Origin of the sequence: Shewanella sp. SM87 (genome assembly GCF_025653705.1) — a bacterium.
GTDB lineage: Bacteria > Pseudomonadota > Gammaproteobacteria > Enterobacterales > Shewanellaceae > Shewanella > Shewanella oncorhynchi.
This window is the reverse complement of sequence record NZ_JAKKSC010000008.1, coordinates 37,344-56,947: the sequence shown is the minus strand read 5'-3', so window position 1 is coordinate 56,947 and position 19,604 is coordinate 37,344. Positions and strand designations below refer to the sequence as shown.

The 19,604-nt window shown below is 45.5% G+C and carries 17 protein-coding genes and 1 pseudogene; 13 read left to right on the top strand and 5 right to left on the bottom strand.

Annotated elements, in window-relative coordinates; all coding sequences use genetic code 11:
• Positions 1 to 1,092 (top strand): 3-phosphoserine/phosphohydroxythreonine transaminase, encoded by a 1,092-nt coding sequence (gene serC, locus L5M11_RS08320; protein WP_131524063.1) that lies wholly within the window; start codon positions 1 to 3, stop codon positions 1,090 to 1,092.
• A gap of 357 nt (positions 1,093 to 1,449) precedes the next feature.
• Positions 1,450 to 2,370 carry a LysR family transcriptional regulator gene (locus L5M11_RS08315; protein ID WP_263167341.1) on the top strand — a complete coding sequence of 307 codons (921 nt, stop codon included), beginning with the start codon at positions 1,450 to 1,452 and terminating at the stop codon, positions 2,368 to 2,370.
• Here the strand turns inward: L5M11_RS08315 and L5M11_RS08310 are convergent.
• The 3 genes from L5M11_RS08310 to L5M11_RS08300 all read right to left on the bottom strand — a co-directional run bounded on the left by L5M11_RS08310 (position 2,367) and on the right by L5M11_RS08300 (position 6,368).
• Positions 2,367 to 3,227 carry a YjjW family glycine radical enzyme activase gene (locus L5M11_RS08310; protein ID WP_263191900.1) on the bottom strand — a complete coding sequence of 287 codons (861 nt, stop codon included), beginning with the start codon at positions 3,225 to 3,227 and terminating at the stop codon, positions 2,367 to 2,369. The genes L5M11_RS08315 and L5M11_RS08310 overlap by 4 nt on opposite strands.
• Before the next feature lie 26 nt (positions 3,228 to 3,253).
• A complete protein-coding gene (locus L5M11_RS08305; RefSeq protein WP_263191843.1) occupies positions 3,254 to 4,801 on the bottom strand; it encodes a YjjI family glycine radical enzyme in 1,548 nt (515 codons plus the stop codon).
• A 376-nt stretch (positions 4,802 to 5,177) separates the two neighbouring features.
• Positions 5,178 to 6,368 (bottom strand): amino acid aminotransferase, encoded by a 1,191-nt coding sequence (locus L5M11_RS08300; protein WP_263181372.1) that lies wholly within the window; start codon positions 6,366 to 6,368, stop codon positions 5,178 to 5,180.
• A 435-nt stretch (positions 6,369 to 6,803) separates the two neighbouring features.
• Between L5M11_RS08300 and aroA the strand changes: the two genes are divergently transcribed.
• From aroA to L5M11_RS08250, 10 genes and pseudogenes are all read left to right on the top strand, one after another.
• Positions 6,804 to 8,084, top strand: a complete 1,281-nt coding sequence (aroA, locus tag L5M11_RS08295; protein ID WP_263181373.1) for a 3-phosphoshikimate 1-carboxyvinyltransferase — start codon at positions 6,804 to 6,806, stop codon at positions 8,082 to 8,084.
• Positions 8,085 to 8,270: 186 nt separating this feature from the next.
• Entirely contained in the window at positions 8,271 to 8,963 is a 693-nt protein-coding gene (gene cmk, locus L5M11_RS08290; RefSeq protein ID WP_168827070.1) for a (d)CMP kinase, read from the top strand.
• Between the two features lie 99 nt (positions 8,964 to 9,062).
• Positions 9,063 to 10,733 (top strand): annotated as a pseudogene (gene rpsA / locus L5M11_RS08285) (30S ribosomal protein S1); the annotation flags it as partial.
• Positions 10,734 to 10,806: 73 nt separating this feature from the next.
• A complete protein-coding gene (gene ihfB / locus L5M11_RS08280; protein WP_006081718.1) occupies positions 10,807 to 11,094 on the top strand; it encodes an integration host factor subunit beta in 288 nt (95 codons plus the stop codon).
• Between the two features lie 122 nt (positions 11,095 to 11,216).
• Entirely contained in the window at positions 11,217 to 11,492 is a 276-nt protein-coding gene (locus tag L5M11_RS08275; protein WP_028759876.1) for a LapA family protein, read from the top strand.
• 1 nt (position 11,493) lies between these two features.
• Positions 11,494 to 12,654, top strand: a complete 1,161-nt coding sequence (gene lapB, locus L5M11_RS08270) for a lipopolysaccharide assembly protein LapB (RefSeq protein WP_113940394.1) — start codon at positions 11,494 to 11,496, stop codon at positions 12,652 to 12,654.
• Positions 12,655 to 12,699: 45 nt separating this feature from the next.
• Positions 12,700 to 13,395 (top strand): orotidine-5'-phosphate decarboxylase, encoded by a 696-nt coding sequence (pyrF, locus tag L5M11_RS08265; RefSeq protein ID WP_011846776.1) that lies wholly within the window; start codon positions 12,700 to 12,702, stop codon positions 13,393 to 13,395.
• A gap of 186 nt (positions 13,396 to 13,581) precedes the next feature.
• Complete coding sequence (locus tag L5M11_RS08260; RefSeq protein ID WP_131524058.1) at positions 13,582 to 14,403, top strand: SDR family oxidoreductase; 822 nt, start codon at positions 13,582 to 13,584, stop codon at positions 14,401 to 14,403.
• 70 nt (positions 14,404 to 14,473) lie between these two features.
• Positions 14,474 to 15,016, top strand: coding sequence for a DUF2058 domain-containing protein (locus tag L5M11_RS08255; protein ID WP_028759879.1), 543 nt, complete (start codon positions 14,474 to 14,476; stop codon positions 15,014 to 15,016).
• A gap of 229 nt (positions 15,017 to 15,245) precedes the next feature.
• Positions 15,246 to 17,003 (top strand): acyl-CoA dehydrogenase family protein, encoded by a 1,758-nt coding sequence (locus L5M11_RS08250; protein WP_168827074.1) that lies wholly within the window; start codon positions 15,246 to 15,248, stop codon positions 17,001 to 17,003.
• 102 nt (positions 17,004 to 17,105) lie between these two features.
• On the opposite strand, the gene dacB is transcribed toward L5M11_RS08250, so the two are convergent.
• The gene (gene dacB, locus L5M11_RS08245) at positions 17,106 to 18,602 is read right to left on the bottom strand and encodes a D-alanyl-D-alanine carboxypeptidase/D-alanyl-D-alanine-endopeptidase (RefSeq protein ID WP_263191841.1); all 1,497 of its coding nucleotides are present in this window, start codon (positions 18,600 to 18,602) and stop codon (positions 17,106 to 17,108) included.
• Positions 18,603 to 18,661: 59 nt separating this feature from the next.
• On the bottom strand, positions 18,662 to 18,838 hold the full coding sequence (locus L5M11_RS08240) for a hypothetical protein (RefSeq protein ID WP_006081710.1): 177 nt from the start codon (positions 18,836 to 18,838) through the stop codon (positions 18,662 to 18,664).
• A 429-nt stretch (positions 18,839 to 19,267) separates the two neighbouring features.
• Here L5M11_RS08240 and L5M11_RS08235 point away from each other — a divergent pair, with 429 nt between their 5' ends.
• A complete protein-coding gene (locus L5M11_RS08235) occupies positions 19,268 to 19,600 on the top strand; it encodes a DUF1904 domain-containing protein (protein WP_028759882.1) in 333 nt (110 codons plus the stop codon).
• Positions 19,601 to 19,604 lie beyond the last annotated feature (4 nt).

Here is a 19,604-nt window from a genome sequence, read left to right as displayed (position 1 = left end):
GTGAGCGCGATTTATAATTTCTGTGCTGGACCTGCAATGTTACCCGCAGCGGTAATGAAAAAAGCACAACAGGAATTACTTGATTGGAATGGCCAAGGCGTTTCCGTGATGGAAATCAGCCACCGAAGTAAAGAGTTCATCGCGCTTACACAACAAGCCGAGTCCGATTTACGTGAACTGATGCAGATCCCCACAAATTACCATGTGCTATTTATGCACGGCGGTGGTCGTGGACAGTTCTCCGCTGTTGTGAATAATTTTTTAGGTAATCATGGCCGAGCTCTGTATTTAGTCAGTGGTCAATGGTCATCTGCCGCATTAGCCGAAGCACAAAAGCTCGTGGGTGAAGCGCAGATTGATAGCTTGAATATTGTTGAAAAACACAATGGACTCAATGCGGTTGTCTTGCCTGATTTACATAAAATCGATGCCGATTATCGCTATGTTCACTACTGCCCTAATGAGACAGTAGATGGTATCGAAATTTTTGATGAATTAGACTCACCTTGGCCAATTGTTGCCGATTTATCGTCAACCATTATGTCACGTGAAATCGACGTCAGCCGCTACGGTTTGATTTACGCTGGCGCACAAAAGAACATAGGTCCATCGGGTCTGTCGATAGTGATAGTGCGCGATGACATGTTAAAACTGCCGAGTTTACCGCAGTCGTCCATCATGGACTATCGTTTAGCCGTTGAGCATGACTCTATGTTCAACACACCGCCAACCTTTGCTTGGTATCTCGCCGCTGAAGTCTTTGCTTGGCTTAAGTCCATTGGCGGCATTGCGAGTATTGCAAAAATTAATCAACAAAAAGCGCAGATGTTATATCAATGCATTGATGGTAATGCTTTCTACCGTAATGGGGTTGTTGCAGCGAACCGCTCACAAATGAACGTGACTTTCCAATTAGTCAACGAAGCGCTCGATAGTGAGTTCCTAAAGCAAGCCCAAATAGCTGGACTCGTTGCCTTAAAGGGCCATCGTATCGTAGGGGGTATGCGTGCTAGCCTCTATAATGCAATGCCACTCGATGGCGTAGTTGCTTTGGTCAAGTTTATGAATGAGTTTGCAAACAAACATAGCTAGGCTTAGCTGTATTGAGTCACTCATTAGCTTGCGACGCTTAGCGTCTAGGCTTTGCTGCCTGAATATCAACGTTATGCTTATTGAATGTTGATCATCAGTTAGCCATCTCAAGTGAGACATCCCAAAAGCGAATGCTCAAATGCATTCGCTTTTTTGTTAACTTTAATTTATCGACAATGGCGTTAAGCAAGATGACGTTGAGACCAGATGCCTTCAAGAACACTCGTTTTGAGAAAGCCTGTGAGCTGACGCGCATTACTGAGTAAGATGCTGTGTTAGTTGTATGTTATTGTTTATCATAATTAAAAGAACGTATCTTTAGATGTGTATACACGATAAATCAATAGGATGTTACAGATGGATTTGGCCAAGCTTTCGCGGATTAGTATGAAGCATTTGATCACTTTGCATGTGATGCTCGATACCCTGAGTGTAACCGCCAGCGCCGAACGTTTATGTTTAAGCCCCTCATCCGTCAGTAAAACCTTAAGCCAGCTCAGGGACAGTTTAAACGATGAACTGTTCTATCGTAACGGCAACTCACTGGTAGCAACCCCATTGGCAAGACGATTAGGGCCAAGCGTGCAACAGATGATCAATGATATGAATCAGATCATGAGTCAGGATGCGTTTAACCCTGCTCATTTTGAGGGGCGTTTCTCGCTGGCGATGCGCGAAAGTACCTTTGAGCTGCTGGCCGCCAAGCTCAGTGCCCATATTCTGAGCTTGGCTCCTAATATCCGCCTCGATATTTACAGCAAAGACAATATTGGTTTTGATGGATTGCTTAAAGGTACATTAGACTTTGTGCTGTTACCCCATGATCTGAGTCAACCTAATCCTCTTCAAGACGATCTGGTGTGGGAAACCTTATTCAGCGATGAAATGGTCTGCCTGATGAATTCATCCCATCCCTTGGCTAAACAGCCGCATATCAGCTTTGATGATTACCTAAGTTTTAGCCATATTGGCATTACAGACACAGATCTGAGCACGCCTTTTTTTGATATTTTGCTCGCCCAGCAATCTAAAAAACGGGCCGTTCCCATTTCGGTCCCAGACTTTGGCAGTGCGGCGTTAATGTGCCATCACAGTGAGTTGCTCTTTACCTGCTCGCGCCGCTGGGCATCCATCGCCAGCCAAGCTCAAGGCTTAACGATTAAATCTTTACCCATAGAATATGGCAAAGTGGCTTACAGCCTAGTTTGGCATAGTCAAAGCATGAAAGATCCCGCGCTGCGCTGGCTTTATGAGCAAATTTTGCTTTGCAGTCGTTAAAGGTATATGGAAGGTAACACGAGATTGGTTACGCCTCGCTTTGTAAGGGTTGCGGCTAAGCGTTCAATATTGGCTTGTTTACAGCTTGGCCAATTGAGTGCTTCATCGACAACACCATGATGGTGAAAGGCATTTAACTTAACTCGCGTATCTGGGCCTAGCAGAAGTAAATAAATCGCTAGTGCGTCTATTTCTTCCTCATAATCCGTGATGCTCGGAATGTGCAGCAATCTCACCTCATACAGTTTTTGCTGTTTAGCCAATAACTGGATTGATTTGAACACGGCATGGTTATCACGACCGGTAATATACCTATGGGTATCCTGTTGCCACGCTTTAAGATCCACCATAGCTCCATCTAAAAACGGCAGCAGTTTATGCCATCCCGTTAGGCTCAAACTGCCATTGGTGTCGAGCATGCAAGTTAAGTGTGATAACGACTCTGTCGCCTTAATTCCTTTAAACAACGCAAGAATAAATGGCAGTTGCAGACTCGCTTCGCCGCCGCTCACGGTAATACCATTAATAAAGTGACGCTGACTATGGAGAATCGTCAGTATCTCCTCAACGGTGTAACGACTGACCTTGGGGCTCGCTTGTTTTGGGCATACGGCAAGACAAGTATCGCATTGGCTACAGCAATCCTTATCCCAACGAATGTGAGGCTTATTACTGAGACTCATCAATGTCAGCGCATTTTCAGGGCAGGTGGTGACACAATCGCCACAAGCATCACATAAGCCTATGGTATGTGGGTTATGGCAGTTTTTGCATTGATAGTTGCAGCCCTGCAGGAATAATACGAGCCTGCTGCCAGGCCCGTCGACGCATGAAAAGGGCAATAGCTGACTGACTATTGCCTGTTTATTTATGGCCGGTTCATTTAACAACACAGGGGTGAGTGCTCATGGGCGATAACGCGTGCTTGTCGTTGCTGTATTCCCGTATTAACTGCCGCTTCTGCGGCTAAACCTGTGGTATTGAGACGTGAGCCGCACTGTTTAAACGCTTCAATATCTGAGCGTTTTACCATATAGCCAGTCACGCGCATTAAATCGTTAGAGGCGACATTGGCGGTAAACTCCCTAAAACCTAACTCAAGCGCGGCTTTACACAATTGGAACATAGCTTGAGGATTGGATTTCACGGTTTCATCTATGGTCAAAATATCGCTAATCCCCGCCGTATAATACTGATGATGTTGCGCTAGGGCTTGAATATGGGCGATGGGATTCGGTTCAGTGCCATAGGGGATGCGAACGCCAGGAGTCACATCATTGTCGATACTAATACCGCCCTGTGAATGCAGTAGTGCCCGCCCATGGTAACCATGTGTGACGGGTGTGGATTTCACTATGGCATCGAGCGCAGCAGAAATACGATAGCCCAGCTGATTTGCATCCGTTTCATGACCATATCTAGCGTGTTTAGCTGACTTAACTTTTCCACTGGCCGTTAATGCCTGCAGAATATTCACGGCTTCTGCCATGCCGTAAATACCAAACATGGGTGCAAAGCGCGATTCATCAATCAATTGCTCTTTAACTAAAAAGCTGTCAAAGAAGTGTGATTCTTGATGCAAAAATGCCGAGCGCGCGTCAATGAGCTCGAAGGTGAGTGAGCAGTAATTTGGCAATACAGTATCAAAAAAATCGTTTATAGAATTTGCCTTTAACGCAACTTCTTTAAGATTAAGTCGAACTAAGGTATTGGCGCCGCCCGCTAACGGCAACGCGTTGTAGCAACTGACAATACCAAAACCGCGCTCATCAAACGCACTGGCATGCAGAGGGTAATTCGCGATATGCGGCTTACTGCACTGACAAATATTGGTGGTCGCAAGCAACAACAATTCATCCGGTGTGACGGCGGGGTCGTACATAAAGGTCAAATTGGGGGCAACTTGTTTTAACTCTGCATCAATGCGCAGTAGGGTGCGGCAAACGATGTTATCTGTAGGACCAATATTCACGTGCATAAAGGCATCGGGCAGGGTTCTGTCGAGCATGATCCAGAACAGTTTAAGTTTACGATAAAGGACTTCCGCATCCATTCCTTCAACGAAAGGCATCAAAATGTCATCCAGCTGACCTAAATACACGGGGATATTGGTCACCGATGGCACGTGATGATACAGAATCGTTAAGGCATTGATGGCTTCGTCCAAGTTTTTTGCCGCTGATAACTCTAAGTATTCAGAGCCTTGTTGAAGGTAGCGGGCATAATCTGGCAACACATAGCGTGGTTTAAACGGCGCATGGCCTTCAAACATGTCGCAAATAATACCGTCATTCATCGCCGCTTTTACCTCGGGCGATATCGACATATAGGGCAAACTGGCTTCCGCTTCTAATGCTAAATAGTTGGATTTTTGCTTGGGTGAAAGCAGCGGGTTGGTGACGATTTGCACTAATTTATCTTGTAATAACATGGCTGAACATCCACAAGTTCTATGATGACCACTAATCTACTCAGTGGCGTTGGCTTTAAAAAGTGAAAATAGCCGCAGTCCTGATTAATGAAATGGAAATCCGCCGACCGAGTTCACAATTTGTGGCTTATTGCGATAAAGCCGCGATGTCAAAATCACTAGAATGTGGTTTTACGATTAAAAATAAATGCTTGAACAGTGAGACGTGACCTTGCTTGTCATATTCGGGGATATGCAACAGAGGATAATAAACTGTCAAAACTTATCGGGTGGGATGATTGAAAAATTTAACACTTGAGGCGGTAAATGAACTCTGCTGTATTCCTTTATTGCGGGAATACAGCAGAGTGAGCGGTGCAGATAAACTCAGCGGCGCTTAGAGCACTTTAGCAATTGATTGGGCTAAGTAATCGACGTTATCTTCACTGATCCCAGCAATACTGATGCGGCTTGAACCTACCATATAGATGCTGAATTCTTTTTGTAGGCGCGCCACTTGCTCTGGAGCCACCCCAAGGAAAGAGAACATACCTTTTTGGCGGGCGATAAAGCTAAAGTCACGGTTTACGCCATTGGCTTTAAGTTTATCTACTAAAATGGCGCGGTTGCCGTTGATGCGATCGCGCATCACTTTCAGCTCATCAAGCCATTCTTGGGTTAATTCTGCCGATCCTAAAATTGTCTCAACAATCGCGGCGCCGTGGGCAGGCGGCATAGAGTAGAGACAGCGAACCACATAAAGCAGCACAGATTGCGCGACATTGGCGGTATGGGCATCTTTGGCAATCACAGAGCAGGAACCGATACGCTCGCGGTACAAACCGAAGTTTTTCGAGCATGAGCTGCAAAGGATCATATTATCGACCGCTGCCGCCATTTGACGCACGCCGTAGGCATCGATATCAACGCCATCACCAAAGCCTTGGTATGCCATGTCAATCAGTGGGGTAAAGCCTTGCTCTTTTGTCAGGGCAACCACTTTATCCCATTGTTCTGTAGTTAAATCCATTCCGCTCGGGTTATGGCAACAGGCGTGGAATAACACCACATCATCAGGGCTGACTTGCGATAATGCAGCAAGCATCTCATCAAATTTCAATGACTTGCTATCGTAGTCATAATAAGGATAGGTTTTAACGGTAATGCCAGCCGCTTCGAATAAACCGACATGGTTTGCCCAAGTTGGGTCGCTTACCCATAACACCGCATTCGGGTTGCAGCGTTTGATAAAGTCACCCGCCACGCGCAGCGCGCCTGTACCACCGGGTGTTGAAACGGTGCGGATACGGTTAGCGATAATGGCACTGTGGCCAGCACCAAAGGCTAATTCCGTCATCAAGGTGTTGAATTGTGGTGAGCCTGTTGGGCCGATATATACTTTGGTGGTTTCGGTATCGAGACGGAATTTTTCCGCTTTTTTCACGCAGCTTAGAATAGGGGTAACGCCGGTAGGATCTTTATAAACGCCCACACCTAAATCCACTTTTTGTGGGTGAGAGTCTTCGCGGTACTGAGTTAACAAGCCAAGGATGGGGTCCGCTGGCATTGCGATGAGTGAGTTAAACATAGCTCCATCTACCTTTCTGGTTATAGTGCAAACGTGATTGTTCGTATCAGATATGCGTTATTTATCGTTTGGAGGCTAGAATAGCGCGGAAAGGTAAAGTAATTAAAGTGAAAACTGTGATTACACGCCAGTTATCTTGGCAAAAAAGCCTGCCAAAAATACGGTTAAATCATAAATTAACCGCTTAAATTTTGCGTTTTTGTTATTTTTACACTGATCTCAGCAAATAATCTGACCAAAATGCCATTTTTCTTGAAAAAACGGTTGAATCCTTAGCGGCAATCGGTAATTTTATAACGACGAAGCACCAACAAGGCCCCAATCTCCTTTTATTTGTAATCTTAACTTGACGCGCTGTAGCGTGAAGTTGCCATTTTGCGTATTCAGTCCGCGTGATCGTGATGATGACGCCCTATAGAGAAAGAAGATTTATTCATGAAGCAATTACGTCTTGAACCTGTTGTGCAAGTCCGCGGTGAAATTAATATTCCGGGCTCAAAAAGTATTTCAAATCGTGCCTTATTATTGGCCACCTTAGCCCAAGGCACGACCACGCTCACCAATCTGCTCGACTCAGATGATATCCGCCACATGTTGGCCTCCCTCAAGCAGTTAGGGGTGAACTACCGTTTATCGCAAAACAATACTGTGTGTGAACTCGATGGCTTAGGCGGTGTGATTTCCTCTGAATCTGCGCAGGAATTATTTTTAGGTAATGCGGGTACCGCAATGCGCCCCTTATGCGCCGCCTTAACCTTAGGCCAAGGTGAATTTACCCTCACGGGCGAACCACGTATGGAAGAGCGTCCGATTGGCGATTTAGTCGATGCCTTAAGGCAACTCGGTGCCAATATTGTTTATCTTAAAAATGACGGTTTCCCGCCACTGACGATTAATGCCACTGGCCTTAATGGCGGTGATGTTGAAATTGCAGGCGATTTATCGAGCCAGTTTTTAACGGCTTTGTTGATGGTGGCGCCGCTTGCTAAGGGCAGCGTCAATATCCATGTCAAAGGTGAGTTAGTCTCTAAGCCTTATATCGATATTACTATCGCCTTGATGGCGCAGTTCGGCGTTAAAGTCATTAACCATGACTACGCGCGTTTTGAGATTGTTGCAGGCCAGCGTTATATATCACCGGGTAAAGTACTGGTAGAAGGCGATGCGTCATCGGCATCGTATTTCCTCGCGGCAGGGGCGATTAAGGGCGGCGAAGTCAAAGTCACGGGTGTGGGCCGTTTGAGTATTCAAGGCGATGTAAAATTTGCCGATGTGCTCGAAAAAATGGGCGCAGATATCGAGTGGGGCGATGACTATATTATTGCCCGTGGCTCCCAATTAACGGCCGTCGACTTAGACATGAACCACATTCCCGATGCGGCCATGACCATTGCAACCGCAGCCTTATTTGCTAAAGGCACGACGGTTATTCGCAATATCTATAACTGGCGTATTAAAGAAACCGACCGGTTAGCGGCTATGGCAACTGAACTGCGAAAAGTGGGCGCCGAGGTTGAAGAGGGGAATGACTACATTAAAATCACTCCGCCTGCTGTGATTAACACCGCTGAAATTGATACCTACAATGATCACCGCATGGCCATGTGCTTTTCTATGCTGGCATTTGCCGATTGCGGTATCACCATCAATGATCCTGACTGTACTTCTAAAACATTCCCTGACTATTTTAAGCAGTTTGCGAGCCTGCAAGGCTAAGTCTGTTTGTTTCGTCATTGTTACAACCATCAATGTCAAGAATAGCAAGCCGTATTTGTGCGGCTGCTAATCTTCATAAAAAATCAACGGATTTTGTTTGTCTTTTGTTGTACAATGCGGCGCGCTCATTTTCGGGGGCTCACTTGATGAACTCACGGATGATGGTTATTTTTTGCGGAGGAATGTATGTCTGAACGGGCTCCTGTAGTCACAATCGACGGCCCAAGTGGTGCTGGCAAAGGTACAATTAGTCAATTATTGGCTCAGCATCTAGGTTGGCAACTACTTGATAGTGGTGCCATTTACCGAGTTCTTGCGCTTGCAGCAATTCATCATAACGTTGAACTGGAAAATGAAGAGTCTATCACGTTGTTAGCGGCACATCTGGATGTGAAGTTTCTAACAGGCAATGATAAAGATCCGGTTCAAGTGATATTGGAAGGTGAAGACGTCACCAACGACATTCGCACCCAAGAGTGCTCGAATGCCGCTTCAAAAGTCGCTGCCTTTCCACGGGTGAGAGAAGCCTTATTACGTCGCCAACGGGCCTTTAAAACGGCGCCAGGATTAATTGCCGATGGTCGTGACATGGGAACAGTCGTTTTCCCAAGTGCGCCGGCAAAATTATATTTAACCGCCTCAGCTGAAGAGCGTGCCCAAAGACGCTATAATCAGTTGCAGGACAAGGGCTTCGATGTTAATATCGAGCGCCTTTTAAGTGAAATTATCGAACGTGATGACCGCGATATGAATCGTCCGGTGGCTCCTTTAGTCCCCGCCGAGGACGCGCTCATTATCGATACTAGCGGTAAGGGTATTGATGAAGTGCTAGCGCTTGCGCTTAACTTTATCAACCAAAAATTATCCGGCACTAACTAAGTTAGTCCACCGGATAGGTATTCGTATTAAGGATGATACGGATAATTTGACTGACTCCACGTCTAGGACGGACAGTGGTTTAATAAAGAAAGTAACCTAAACATGACTGAATCTTTTGCTGATCTATTTGAACAATCCCTTCAAACTCTGGAATTCCGTCCAGGCTCTATCGTTCGTGGTACTGTTGTATCAATCAAAAACGGTATGGTACTGGTTGACGCGGGTCTGAAGTCTGAAAGCCCAATCCCAGCTGAACAATTCAAAAACGCTCAAGGCGTTTTAGAAATTCAAGTTGGCGATGAAGTTGACGTAGCTCTTGACTCTGTTGAAGACGGCTTCGGTGAGACTCAACTGTCTCGCGAAAAAGCGAAACGTCATGAAGCTTGGATCGTTCTGGAAAAAGCTTATGAAGATGCTGAAACTGTAATCGGTATCATCAATGGTAAAGTTAAAGGCGGTTTCACTGTTGAATTAAACGGTATCCGTGCCTTCTTACCAGGTTCTCTAGTTGACGTGCGCCCAGTTCGCGACACCGCTCACTTAGAGTACAAAGAATTAGAATTCAAAGTTATCAAGCTAGACCAGAAGCGTAACAACGTTGTTGTTTCTCGTCGTGCAGTTATCGAATCAGAAAGCAGCGCTGAGCGTGATGCACTGTTAGAAAACCTGCAAGAAGGTCAAGCAGTTAAGGGTATCGTTAAGAACCTGACTGACTACGGTGCATTCGTAGATTTAGGTGGTGTTGACGGTCTGCTACATATCACAGATATGGCGTGGAAACGTGTTAAACATCCATCAGAAATCGTCAATGTTGGCGATGAAATCAACGTTAAAGTACTGAAGTACGATCGTGAGCGCACTCGTGTGTCTTTAGGTCTGAAACAACTTGGCGAAGATCCATGGTTAGAAATCAGCAAACGCTACCCAGAAAACACACGTTTAACTGGTCGCGTTACTAACCTAACTGACTACGGTTGCTTCGTAGAAATCGAAGAAGGCGTTGAAGGTCTGGTTCACGTTTCTGAAATGGATTGGACTAACAAGAACATTCACCCATCTAAAGTAGTTAACTTAGGTGATGAAGTTGAAGTTCTGGTTCTGGACATCGATGAAGAGCGTCGTCGTATTTCTCTAGGTCTGAAACAATGTAAGACCAATCCATGGGATGACTTCGCAACTCGTTACAACAAAGGCGACAAGGTTTCTGGTAAGATCAAGTCAATCACTGACTTCGGTATCTTTATCGGTCTTGACGGCGGTATCGATGGTCTAGTTCACCTGTCTGACATTTCTTGGAACGGTACTGGCGAAGACGCAGTTTCTGAATACAAGAAAGGCGATGAAATCCATGCAGTGGTTCTGTCTGTAGATCCAGAGCGTGAGCGCATCAGCTTAGGTGTTAAGCAAACTGAAGATGATCCATTCAACGCATACTTGGCTGACAAGAAGAAAGGTACTATCGTAAACGGTACTGTTTCTGCTGTTGATGCTAAAGGTGTGACTGTTGAACTGGCTGACACTGTTGAAGGTTACATCCGTGTAGCTGACATTTCACGTGAGCGTATCGAAGATGCATCTACTGTCTATAATGTAGGTGATGCAATCGAAGCTAAGTTCATGGGTGTTGACCGTAAGAACCGCTCTATCAGCCTGTCAATCAAAGCGAAAGACGAAGCTGAAGAGAAAGAAGTAATGGCGACTCTGAACAAACAAGATGACGCTGTTATTAGCAATGCAATGGCTGAAGCGTTTAAAGCAGCTCGTAAATAATCGCCTGTTGTTTGGGGAGACATCTCTCCCCATTAGGCGACTGTGTTTGGCTTGATAATAGGGGATAGCTAGGATGACGAAATCTGAACTTATCGAAAAACTCGCCACCAGGCAGTCGCAGCTGTCGGCGAAAGAGGTTGAAGGCGCAATCAAAGAAATGTTGGAGCAAATGGCAACAACATTAGAAAGCGGTGATCGTATTGAGATCCGTGGCTTTGGTAGTTTCTCGCTTCACTATCGTGCACCGCGGACTGGCCGTAATCCAAAGACTGGTTCATCAGTCGATTTGGAAGGTAAATACGTCCCGCACTTTAAGCCAGGCAAAGAACTGCGCGAGCGTGTTGACGCCGTTAATGTGTGATTGACCGCATAGTAAAAAGCCTCCGTTAGGAGGCTTTTTTGTATCGATTGCAAGGCAATGCTGGTCAGCTTAGTAAATTTCTTGGATAATCATTAAATTGAAACGCGTTTAGGGAGTGCAGCGTGAAATCATTTGTAGCAACTGTGCTTGTGGCACTGTTATTTATTTTGGCGTTGATTTTTGGCGCGCGCAACGAACAAGTGGTGACTATCAGCTATTTTGTCGCACAGGGTGAATATCGTTTACCTGTTGTGTTAGCGATTGTCTTTTTTGCTGGTTTTATTTTGAGTTGGTTATTTGCTAGCTACTATATTGTTCGCTTGAAATTAAGTTTAGCGGCAACTAAAAAGAAACTAAATCAAGTGATCGCTAAAATCCCTCAGGATGTAGACGCCTAATATGCTTGAGATCCTCTTTCTGTTGCTTCCCATTGCTGCCGCCTATGGCTGGTATATGGGGCGACGGAGCATAAGGCAGAATCAAAGTAATCAACGTAAACAATTGAGCCGGGATTATTTTACTGGCCTCAATTTCTTACTGTCGAACGAATCGGATAAAGCCGTCGATTTGTTTATCAGTATGTTAGATGTTGACGATGAAACCATAGATACCCATCTGTCACTCGGTTCGCTGTTCCGTAAGCGAGGCGAGGTCGACCGCTCTATTCGTATCCATCAAAATTTAATCGCGCGGCCTACATTAACTAATGAGCAGCGTGACATCGCTATGATGGAGCTGGGTAAAGATTATCTAGCAGCAGGTTTTTACGACAGAGCTGAAGAAATCTTTATCAACTTGGTCAGCCAAGACGATCACAGTGAAGAGTCTGAAACACAGCTTATTGCTATTTATCAGGTGATTAAAGAGTGGCAAAAAGCCATTGATATCACTAAGCGTTTGAGTCGTAAACGTCAGCAAGTTTTAAAGCCGTTAACGGCGCATTTCTATTGCCAGTTAGCCGATGAAGCCAGTGATGACGCGCAGAAAATTAAACTGCTACAGCAAGCGCTGAAGCAAGATCCCCAATGCGGTCGTGCATTATTGACCCTAGCGAAAAAATTCCTCGATATTCAAGATTATGCCCAGTGTAAGCAAATGCTGCTGCAACTGAAAAAAGCCGATATCGAGCTTTTTGCCGATGCGATTCCAACGGCCAAACAAGTTTATCGCGACACGCAAGATAAAGAAGGTTTTCAAGAATTACTCGCGGGCGCAATGGCCGATGGCGCCGGTGCTTCTGTGGTGGTCGCCTTAGCGCAGCACATGATAAGTCTTGATGAGATTAAAGCGGCAGAGACCATGGTGCTCGATGCGTTATATCGCCATCCGACCATGAAAGGTTTTCAACACTTGATGCAGATGCATTTGCGCCAAGCCGAAGAAGGGCAAGCCAAGCAAAGTTTAACTATGCTAGAGCAGCTCGTTGAACAACAAATTAAATTCCGTCCGAGTTACCGTTGTAAGGAGTGTGGTTTTCCTTCCCATGCGCTTTACTGGCATTGTCCTTCCTGTAAAAACTGGGGCAGCATTAAACGGATCCGAGGCCTAGACGGCGAATAATCTATTAGAAGAATACACAGTTTGTGTAACCCTGTTGGAGAGATGATGACGACTAAACCTATCCTCGTAGCGCTTGATTACGATAATAAAAACCATGCTTTACAACTGATAGAAAAACTCGATCCCAACATGTGCCGCCTTAAAGTCGGCAAAGAAATGTTTACCTTGTTTGGCCCGCAACTGGTGAAAGATATCCATGATCGTGGTTTTGATTTATTCCTTGATTTGAAATTTCACGATATTCCCAATACTGTCGCCAAAGCCGTGGCCGCTGCTGCAGAGCTTGGCGTATGGATGACGAACGTACATGCCAGCGGTGGCTTAGCCATGATGGAAGCGGCTAAAAAAGCCTTACTGCCCTACGGCGATAAAGCGCCTATGCTGATCGCGGTTACGGTATTAACCTCGATGAGTGATGACGATCTTAAATTACTCGGCATCAATGTGCCTGCGTTTGAGCATGTGCAACGTTTGGCGAAGCTCACGCAACAAGCGGGACTCGATGGCGTGGTGTGTTCCGCCCAAGAAGCGACAGCCTTGAAATCACTGTTAGGTCAGGATTTCAAACTCGTGACGCCGGGGATCCGCCCAGTTGGCAGTGATGCTGGCGATCAACACCGCGTGATGACGCCACCTCAAGCGATAGCAGCGGGTTCTGATTACTTAGTGATTGGCCGCCCAATCACCAAAGCTGCCGACCCGTTAGCAGCATTGCAAGCGATTCACCAATCATTGGCATAGATGCCACACTAGCCGTCTAAAGCGCGGTTTGAAAGTCGTTTGACCGTCGTTTAAATAAAAAAGGCTTGGAATCGCTTGTTGGTATCCTTGATATGATTGATAAAAGTTGAAATAGTATCTTGAATGACAGCATAGAATAATGAATCACACCCTGAGTGCTTATCTCACTGTTCACGGAGAACGCCCATGTTTAATGCTACGATGTTTAACTATCAAGGTAAGAATGTTGTCGTTGTCGGAGGAACCAGTGGGATAAATCTCGCGATTGCCATTGCGTTCGCACAGGCTGGCGCAAATGTGGCCGTTGCAAGCCGCAGTCAAGATAAAATCGATGCCGCGGTATTGCAGCTGCAACAGGCCAATCCTGACGGTATTCATTTGGGTGTGAGTTTTGATGTGCGCGATCTTAGCGCCCTTGACGTTGGTTTTGATAAAATCGCTTCTGAGTTTGGTTTTATCGATGTGCTGGTAAGCGGCGCGGCGGGGAATTTCCCCGCCAGCGCCGCAAAACTTTCGGCCAATGGTTTTAAGTCGGTGATGGACATTGATTTGCTCGGCAGTTTTCAAGTGCTAAAGCATGCTTATCCTTTGCTGCGTCGCCCCAATGGCAATATTATCCAGATTTCGGCGCCGCAGGCTTCGATCGCTATGCCAATGCAAGTACATGTGTGTGCGGCTAAAGCGGGTGTGGATATGCTAACGCGAACTTTAGCGTTAGAGTGGGGCTGTGAAGGGCTGAGAATTAATTCGATTATGCCTGGCCCCATCGCCAATACTGAAGGTTTTAATCGCCTTGCCCCCAGCGCCGCATTACAGCAAAAGGTTGCCCAATCCGTTCCGCTAAAACGCAACGGCGCAGGTCAGGATATCGCCAATGCCGCACTATTCTTAGGCTCTGAATTAGCTTCCTATATTACGGGAGTTGTGCTGCCGGTTGATGGCGGTTGGTCACTTGGTGGCGCCAGTATAGCGATGACAGAGCTTGGCGAACTGGCCGCAAAAATGTAGTTTGGTTTTAGATTATTGATATTCAAAATCGAGAACTTTGATTTTATAGAAATTAAGTAGGTAATGATCCATGGCTAATGCATTACAAGAGCAGCTACTCAAAGCAGGGCTTGCCAGTAAACAAAAGGTTCGCGACGTTAAGACTCAAAAACGCCGAGATAAAAAATCTCGAGTTGATGATGGCTCAAGTGCTTTTAAGCAAGAAGTGGCAGAGCAAAAACGGTTGCAGGCGCAAAAAGATAAAGCGCTAAATGAGCAACGTTTTGCAGAGGCATCTGAGCGTGGACAGGTGCGCGGTTTAATCACTGAGTTCACTAAGTCTGCGATAAAGATCCCAGCTTATGCTGAAGTGAAATTTAACTATACTCTTGATAATAAAATCTATTCTTTATACATAGATGAAAAACTGCAGGCAGAATTGCTTAAAGGGCAGTTAGGCATAGTACGTTACGAAGATAAGAGTTACTTAGTACCACATAAGTTGGCCGAACGAGTCAAATTGCTGGTGCCGCAGTGGTGTGGTTATCTGTGGCAACAGGATGAATCTAAAGCTGTGGTCGTTGAAGATGATCCCTATGCAGATTACGCAATTCCTGATGATTTAATGTGGTAATTGCCACAAGCTTGTGAGCTAACGCTGCGACAACACTGTGGTAAAGCTTATAAAATAGAGACCCTTAAGTTCAGGCTTAAGGGTTTTTTTATGAGTTGAATTTATACTTAGCTCACACACTCGCATACTTTTATATTATTCGCGGCTGTATTTGTAATGAGATTGTTTTCTACAGTGAACTGGTATAAATTAAAACAACTGTTTTAATCCTACGTTTAAGAGTCTACCAATGAATCCTTACCAAGCCCCGTTGACGGATATGCGTTTCCTACTGGAACAGGTATTTGATGCTCCAAACACTTGGGCACAATTGCCTGAGATTGCAGAAATGGTCGATATCGACACGGCTAATGCCATTTTGGAAGAAGCAGCCAAGATAAGTTGTGAATTGATCCATCCGCTGAACCGGACGGGCGATGAGCAGGGCGTGTTGCATCAAGACAATCAAGTGATTACCCCTGATGGCTACAAAGCCGTTTATGAGCAGTATTCCCAGGGCGGTTGGATTGGTTTGTGTGGCGATCCTGAATTTGGTGGTATGGGGATGCCGAAGATGCTGGGGATCTTAGTCGACGAAATGGCTTACAGTGCTTGTAATGCGTTTACGCTTTATGGCTCGTTAACTGCGGGGGCAGCTTTATGTATCAATGCCCACGGCAGCGAAGAATTGAAACAAGCTTATTTGCCTAAGTTATATTCCGGCGAATGGGCGGGTGCTATGGATATGACAGAGCCGCAAGCGGGTTCTGATCTACGTAATATCCGCACTCGAGCTTTACCGCAGGATGATGGTAGTTATGCCATCACGGGCAGCAAGATTTTTATCACGGGTGGCGATCATGATTTAACTGAAAACGTCATCCACTTAGTGCTTGCTAAGCTGCCGGATAGCAAAGGGATTTCACTCTTCCTTGTACCTAAAATATCGGTAAATACCGATGGCAGCTTAGCCAATGCCAATGGTGTATCAGTGGGGTCTATCGAGCATAAGATGGGCCTTAAAGGTTCTGCGACCTGTGTGATGAACTTTGATAATGCCCAAGGCTTCTTGATTGGTGAGCCTAATCGTGGCCTCGTATGCATGTTCACTATGATGAACTATGAGCGTTTAGCGATAGGTATTCAAGGGCTTGGCAGTGCGCAGGCGGCGTACCAGATGGCGGCCGATTATGCTAAAGAGCGTAATCAAGGCATCGCCGCTGGCGGCTCACCGACGGGCAGTGATTCTGATCCCATTATTGTCCATGGCGATGTGCGCCGTATGTTGTTGACCATTCGTGCGATGACAGAAGCGGGCCGTGCTTTGTCTGTGTTTACAGGACAACAGCTGGATTTAGCAAAATATGCCCAAGATGAGGTTAAGGCTAAAGCGGCGCGTTATGTGGGTTTATTAACGCCAGTGGCGAAAGCATTTTTAACCGATCGGGGTCTAGATGCGACTATCATGGCGCAACAAGTCTTTGGTGGACATGGTTATATTCGTGAAACAGGTATTGAGCAATTAGTCCGTGATACCCGTATCGCTCAGATTTATGAAGGTACCAATGGCATTCAAGCCATTGATTTCCTAGGTCGTAAAGTCACTGGCGATAACTTAGCCGCATTAAACGAATTTGTGGCAGACTTGAAGGCACAAATGCGGGCATTCACCCATGTTGATGCGGTGAAAGTGGCGGCAGTATGCGCACGTTTAGATGCATTAGTTATAGTCGCCGAGTCAGTTAATGATCGCAAAGTGGCTCAGCCTGCACTTATTAATGCGTGTGCGGTCGACTTTTTAGATGCCTTTGGTTACACCCTGTATGGTTTCTACTGGTTGGCTATGGTTGATAAGGTTGCGGATCATGAAGATAAAGCTTTCGCCGAGCAGAAAGTCTATTTGTCTAAGTTCTATTTTGATAAGTTATTGCCAAAAGCGGATTACCATATCGCTCAAGTCAGAGCTGGTGATGCGACGACTATGGCGATGCCTGCGGAGTTGTTTTAACAAGGCTTCAATATATTCGTTTAGATAAAAACTGAAAAAGCACTGATGACTCAGTGCTTTTTTGTGCAAGTTTTTTTACTCTGTAGCAGTTAATTAATGACTCTAGTGAGCCGCAGTATTCACAGTCGCAGTGGTTGATGATGACGGTTGTAGTACTGAAATCAATTGTTTAAGAAACTCGGCATTGAATGAGGGGTTATGCTGATTTTTCAATTCAGGACTCATGCCATTCTCAAGGATTACAAACAAGGTATCGTTATGCTGGGGCAAACGGATAAAGCCCGCTAAGTTAGACACGCCTTGCATCGAGCCTGTTTTAGCAAAAATTTGCTGTTTAAGCGGCGGTTTATTGTAGCCCATGCGATATCTTAAGGTGCCGCTGATCCCCGCCTGTGGCAGACTCGTGATTAACGGACTAAAGCGGCTATCTTGGTGGATTAGCGCCAACACCGCGGCTAACTGCTTGGCATTGAGCAAGTTATAGCGTGACAATCCTGAACCATCCACAATATTGGCGTTACTCAAATCTATGCCTAAATTCGTTAAAATTCGCTGCATGGCAGCGGCACCATTGGTAAAGCTGCCTTGGGTCTTAAAATAACTTTTACCAAGTTGCTTAAAAAGGCTATCGGCAATCAAATTATCTGACTTGAGCAACATAGTCTCGAGCAGCTCAGGTAAGGGCGCCGAGCTATGGCTGGCAATTAGTTTTGCCTTTTGGGGGAAGCTAGTGCCGAGTTGTACTTTACCCGCAAGAGACATCTCGCCTTTAAGTAGAGAGGTGAGGTTATCTTGGGCAAATTTGAACGGATCGCTGATTGCAATTGCCAGTGGTATCGCCTCACCGCCAGGGTAACAGCCGCGTAAATGGTAGTTATTTTGACCTAATCTGACCATATCAAGTTGGCAAAATTCGCGGCTCGCCTTTTGGTCAAACACCGCATCGCTGCTGATTTTAACTCCATAACTTCCTGCACGCAGACTTACCTGTGAAGGTTTGCTGGTAGAGCTTGGGCTAAACTGACCATAGACGCAGTTCTGATTGATAATATAACTCGACACTGGCGCGGCAAAACAAATGCCCAAATCATCCCAAACCCAACCCGGAGCTTGCATTTGCTCTTGTTTATCGCCGAGTAAATACAGATGTCCATCAATGCGATTAATGCCTTGTTTTACGAGATTGGCAAAAATGGCCTTGAGATCGGCTTGAGTCAGCGTGGGATCGCCACTAAAACGCAGATAAGCACTGCCTGCGATATGGCCCTTGCGTATCGGTGCATCTGTCCATAATTGTGTGACATAACGAAAATCAGGCCCAAGCTGAGCCATAGCACTGACTGCCGTGAGCAGCTTTTGGGTACTGGCTGGAATAAACAAGGTCTCAGCTTGTTGGCTATAGATCACTTGATTGTTCGACATATCCATTGCCAGTAAGGCGATTTGTGAATGTCGAGGGCTGATCTTACTGATTGCTTGGCTAAGCGAAGTGGTTTGAGCACTTATCGGCCTAGAATCATGTTGCTCTGCATAGGCCATATTATGACTTGCGGCTAGGAGCAGGCAGGCATATAGAGTGGTTTTCAGTAACTTTTCCATGTTAGCTATTGGCCATTTTTATCAAAACATCATTAAGATTAGGTTGGTATTGTGTGCGGTTAATCCTCACTGCTGCCGTCATCCTTTTCCATCAAGCGATATAAACGTAGGGTAACAAACAATACCAGCCCAATAAACAACGGCAGGATGAGTAACCCTAACTGGGTTTTAAAATGGAAAATACCCCAAGCAAACAGCAATGTCAGTGCTAACGTCAGCAGAATTTTTTTGTTCATAGTCTTAATCTTGTATCGTGTGGTCTAATCGCAAATAGGCGGTTTAGTTTACGCTAAATCACTGGATTCGGGGTGAATGAAATGGGTTTGAAGATTATTTTGTGATTTGGCAGACATTTTGGGTGCAGTTTAGTGAAATTTGGACTGATTTGTAGCGTTAAGAATCACCCTATTTAGGGGCAACATATTGTGTGGACGGGCAAATAATGCCGAAAATATCCGCCGTAAAATGCGATTTCAAGCAAGGATAAATGAAGAAGATTTTTAGGTAAATCGGTGCACTGAAGTGGAATAAAATCGCGTGAGGTCAAATTACCAGCAAAACCGTTAGGTTTAACAAGACTTTTGGGAGAAAAGTCTTGCCGAGACGAGGTGAAGTCGGTAATTTCTACCCCTTACGATTTTAGGTTCTTAGGTAACAACTAAACCATGCCACATATTAGTATGCGCGGCTTACCACAAGCGGTCGTTGCAGCGTTCAGCCAAACATTACTGCAGTCATTGGCGGATATATGTAAAGGTAATGCAGAGAGTTTCACATTAGATTGGATCCCAAGCATCAGTTTTAGAAATGGAAAAATTGATCAACGCTTTGTCCAAGTTGAGTTACTCTGGTTCCCTAAGGACCCTGATATACATCTTAAAGTAGAACAAACGATCAGGTTGGCAGTGACAGAGGCCTATCCAGAGTTAACACATATTGCTGTGATGTTTTTATCACTGAACCCTAGTGCTTCCTATCGGGGTGGTCAGCATGTTTAAAGGA

Excerpts from the sequence above, each read along its gene's own strand:
- ihfB (WP_006081718.1), top strand. The coding sequence starts at position 10,807 with ATGACGAAATCTGAACTTATCGAAAAACTCGCCACCAGGCAGTCGCAG.
- L5M11_RS08255 (WP_028759879.1), top strand. The coding sequence starts at position 14,474 with ATGGCTAATGCATTACAAGAGCAGCTACTCAAAGCAGGGCTTGCCAGT.
- L5M11_RS08300 (WP_263181372.1), bottom strand. The coding sequence starts at position 6,368 with ATGTTTAACTCACTCATCGCAATGCCAGCGGACCCCATCCTTGGCTTG.
- lapB (WP_113940394.1), top strand. The coding sequence starts at position 11,494 with ATGCTTGAGATCCTCTTTCTGTTGCTTCCCATTGCTGCCGCCTATGGC.
- L5M11_RS08235 (WP_028759882.1), top strand. The coding sequence starts at position 19,268 with ATGCCACATATTAGTATGCGCGGCTTACCACAAGCGGTCGTTGCAGCG.
- aroA (WP_263181373.1), top strand. The coding sequence starts at position 6,804 with ATGAAGCAATTACGTCTTGAACCTGTTGTGCAAGTCCGCGGTGAAATT.
- L5M11_RS08260 (WP_131524058.1), top strand. The coding sequence starts at position 13,582 with ATGTTTAATGCTACGATGTTTAACTATCAAGGTAAGAATGTTGTCGTT.
- L5M11_RS08250 (WP_168827074.1), top strand. The coding sequence starts at position 15,246 with ATGAATCCTTACCAAGCCCCGTTGACGGATATGCGTTTCCTACTGGAA.
- L5M11_RS08315 (WP_263167341.1), top strand. The coding sequence starts at position 1,450 with ATGGATTTGGCCAAGCTTTCGCGGATTAGTATGAAGCATTTGATCACT.
- L5M11_RS08305 (WP_263191843.1), bottom strand. The coding sequence starts at position 4,801 with ATGTTATTACAAGATAAATTAGTGCAAATCGTCACCAACCCGCTGCTT.
- pyrF (WP_011846776.1), top strand. The coding sequence starts at position 12,700 with ATGACGACTAAACCTATCCTCGTAGCGCTTGATTACGATAATAAAAAC.
- cmk (WP_168827070.1), top strand. The coding sequence starts at position 8,271 with ATGTCTGAACGGGCTCCTGTAGTCACAATCGACGGCCCAAGTGGTGCT.
- L5M11_RS08240 (WP_006081710.1), bottom strand. The coding sequence starts at position 18,838 with ATGAACAAAAAAATTCTGCTGACGTTAGCACTGACATTGCTGTTTGCT.
- dacB (WP_263191841.1), bottom strand. The coding sequence starts at position 18,602 with ATGGAAAAGTTACTGAAAACCACTCTATATGCCTGCCTGCTCCTAGCC.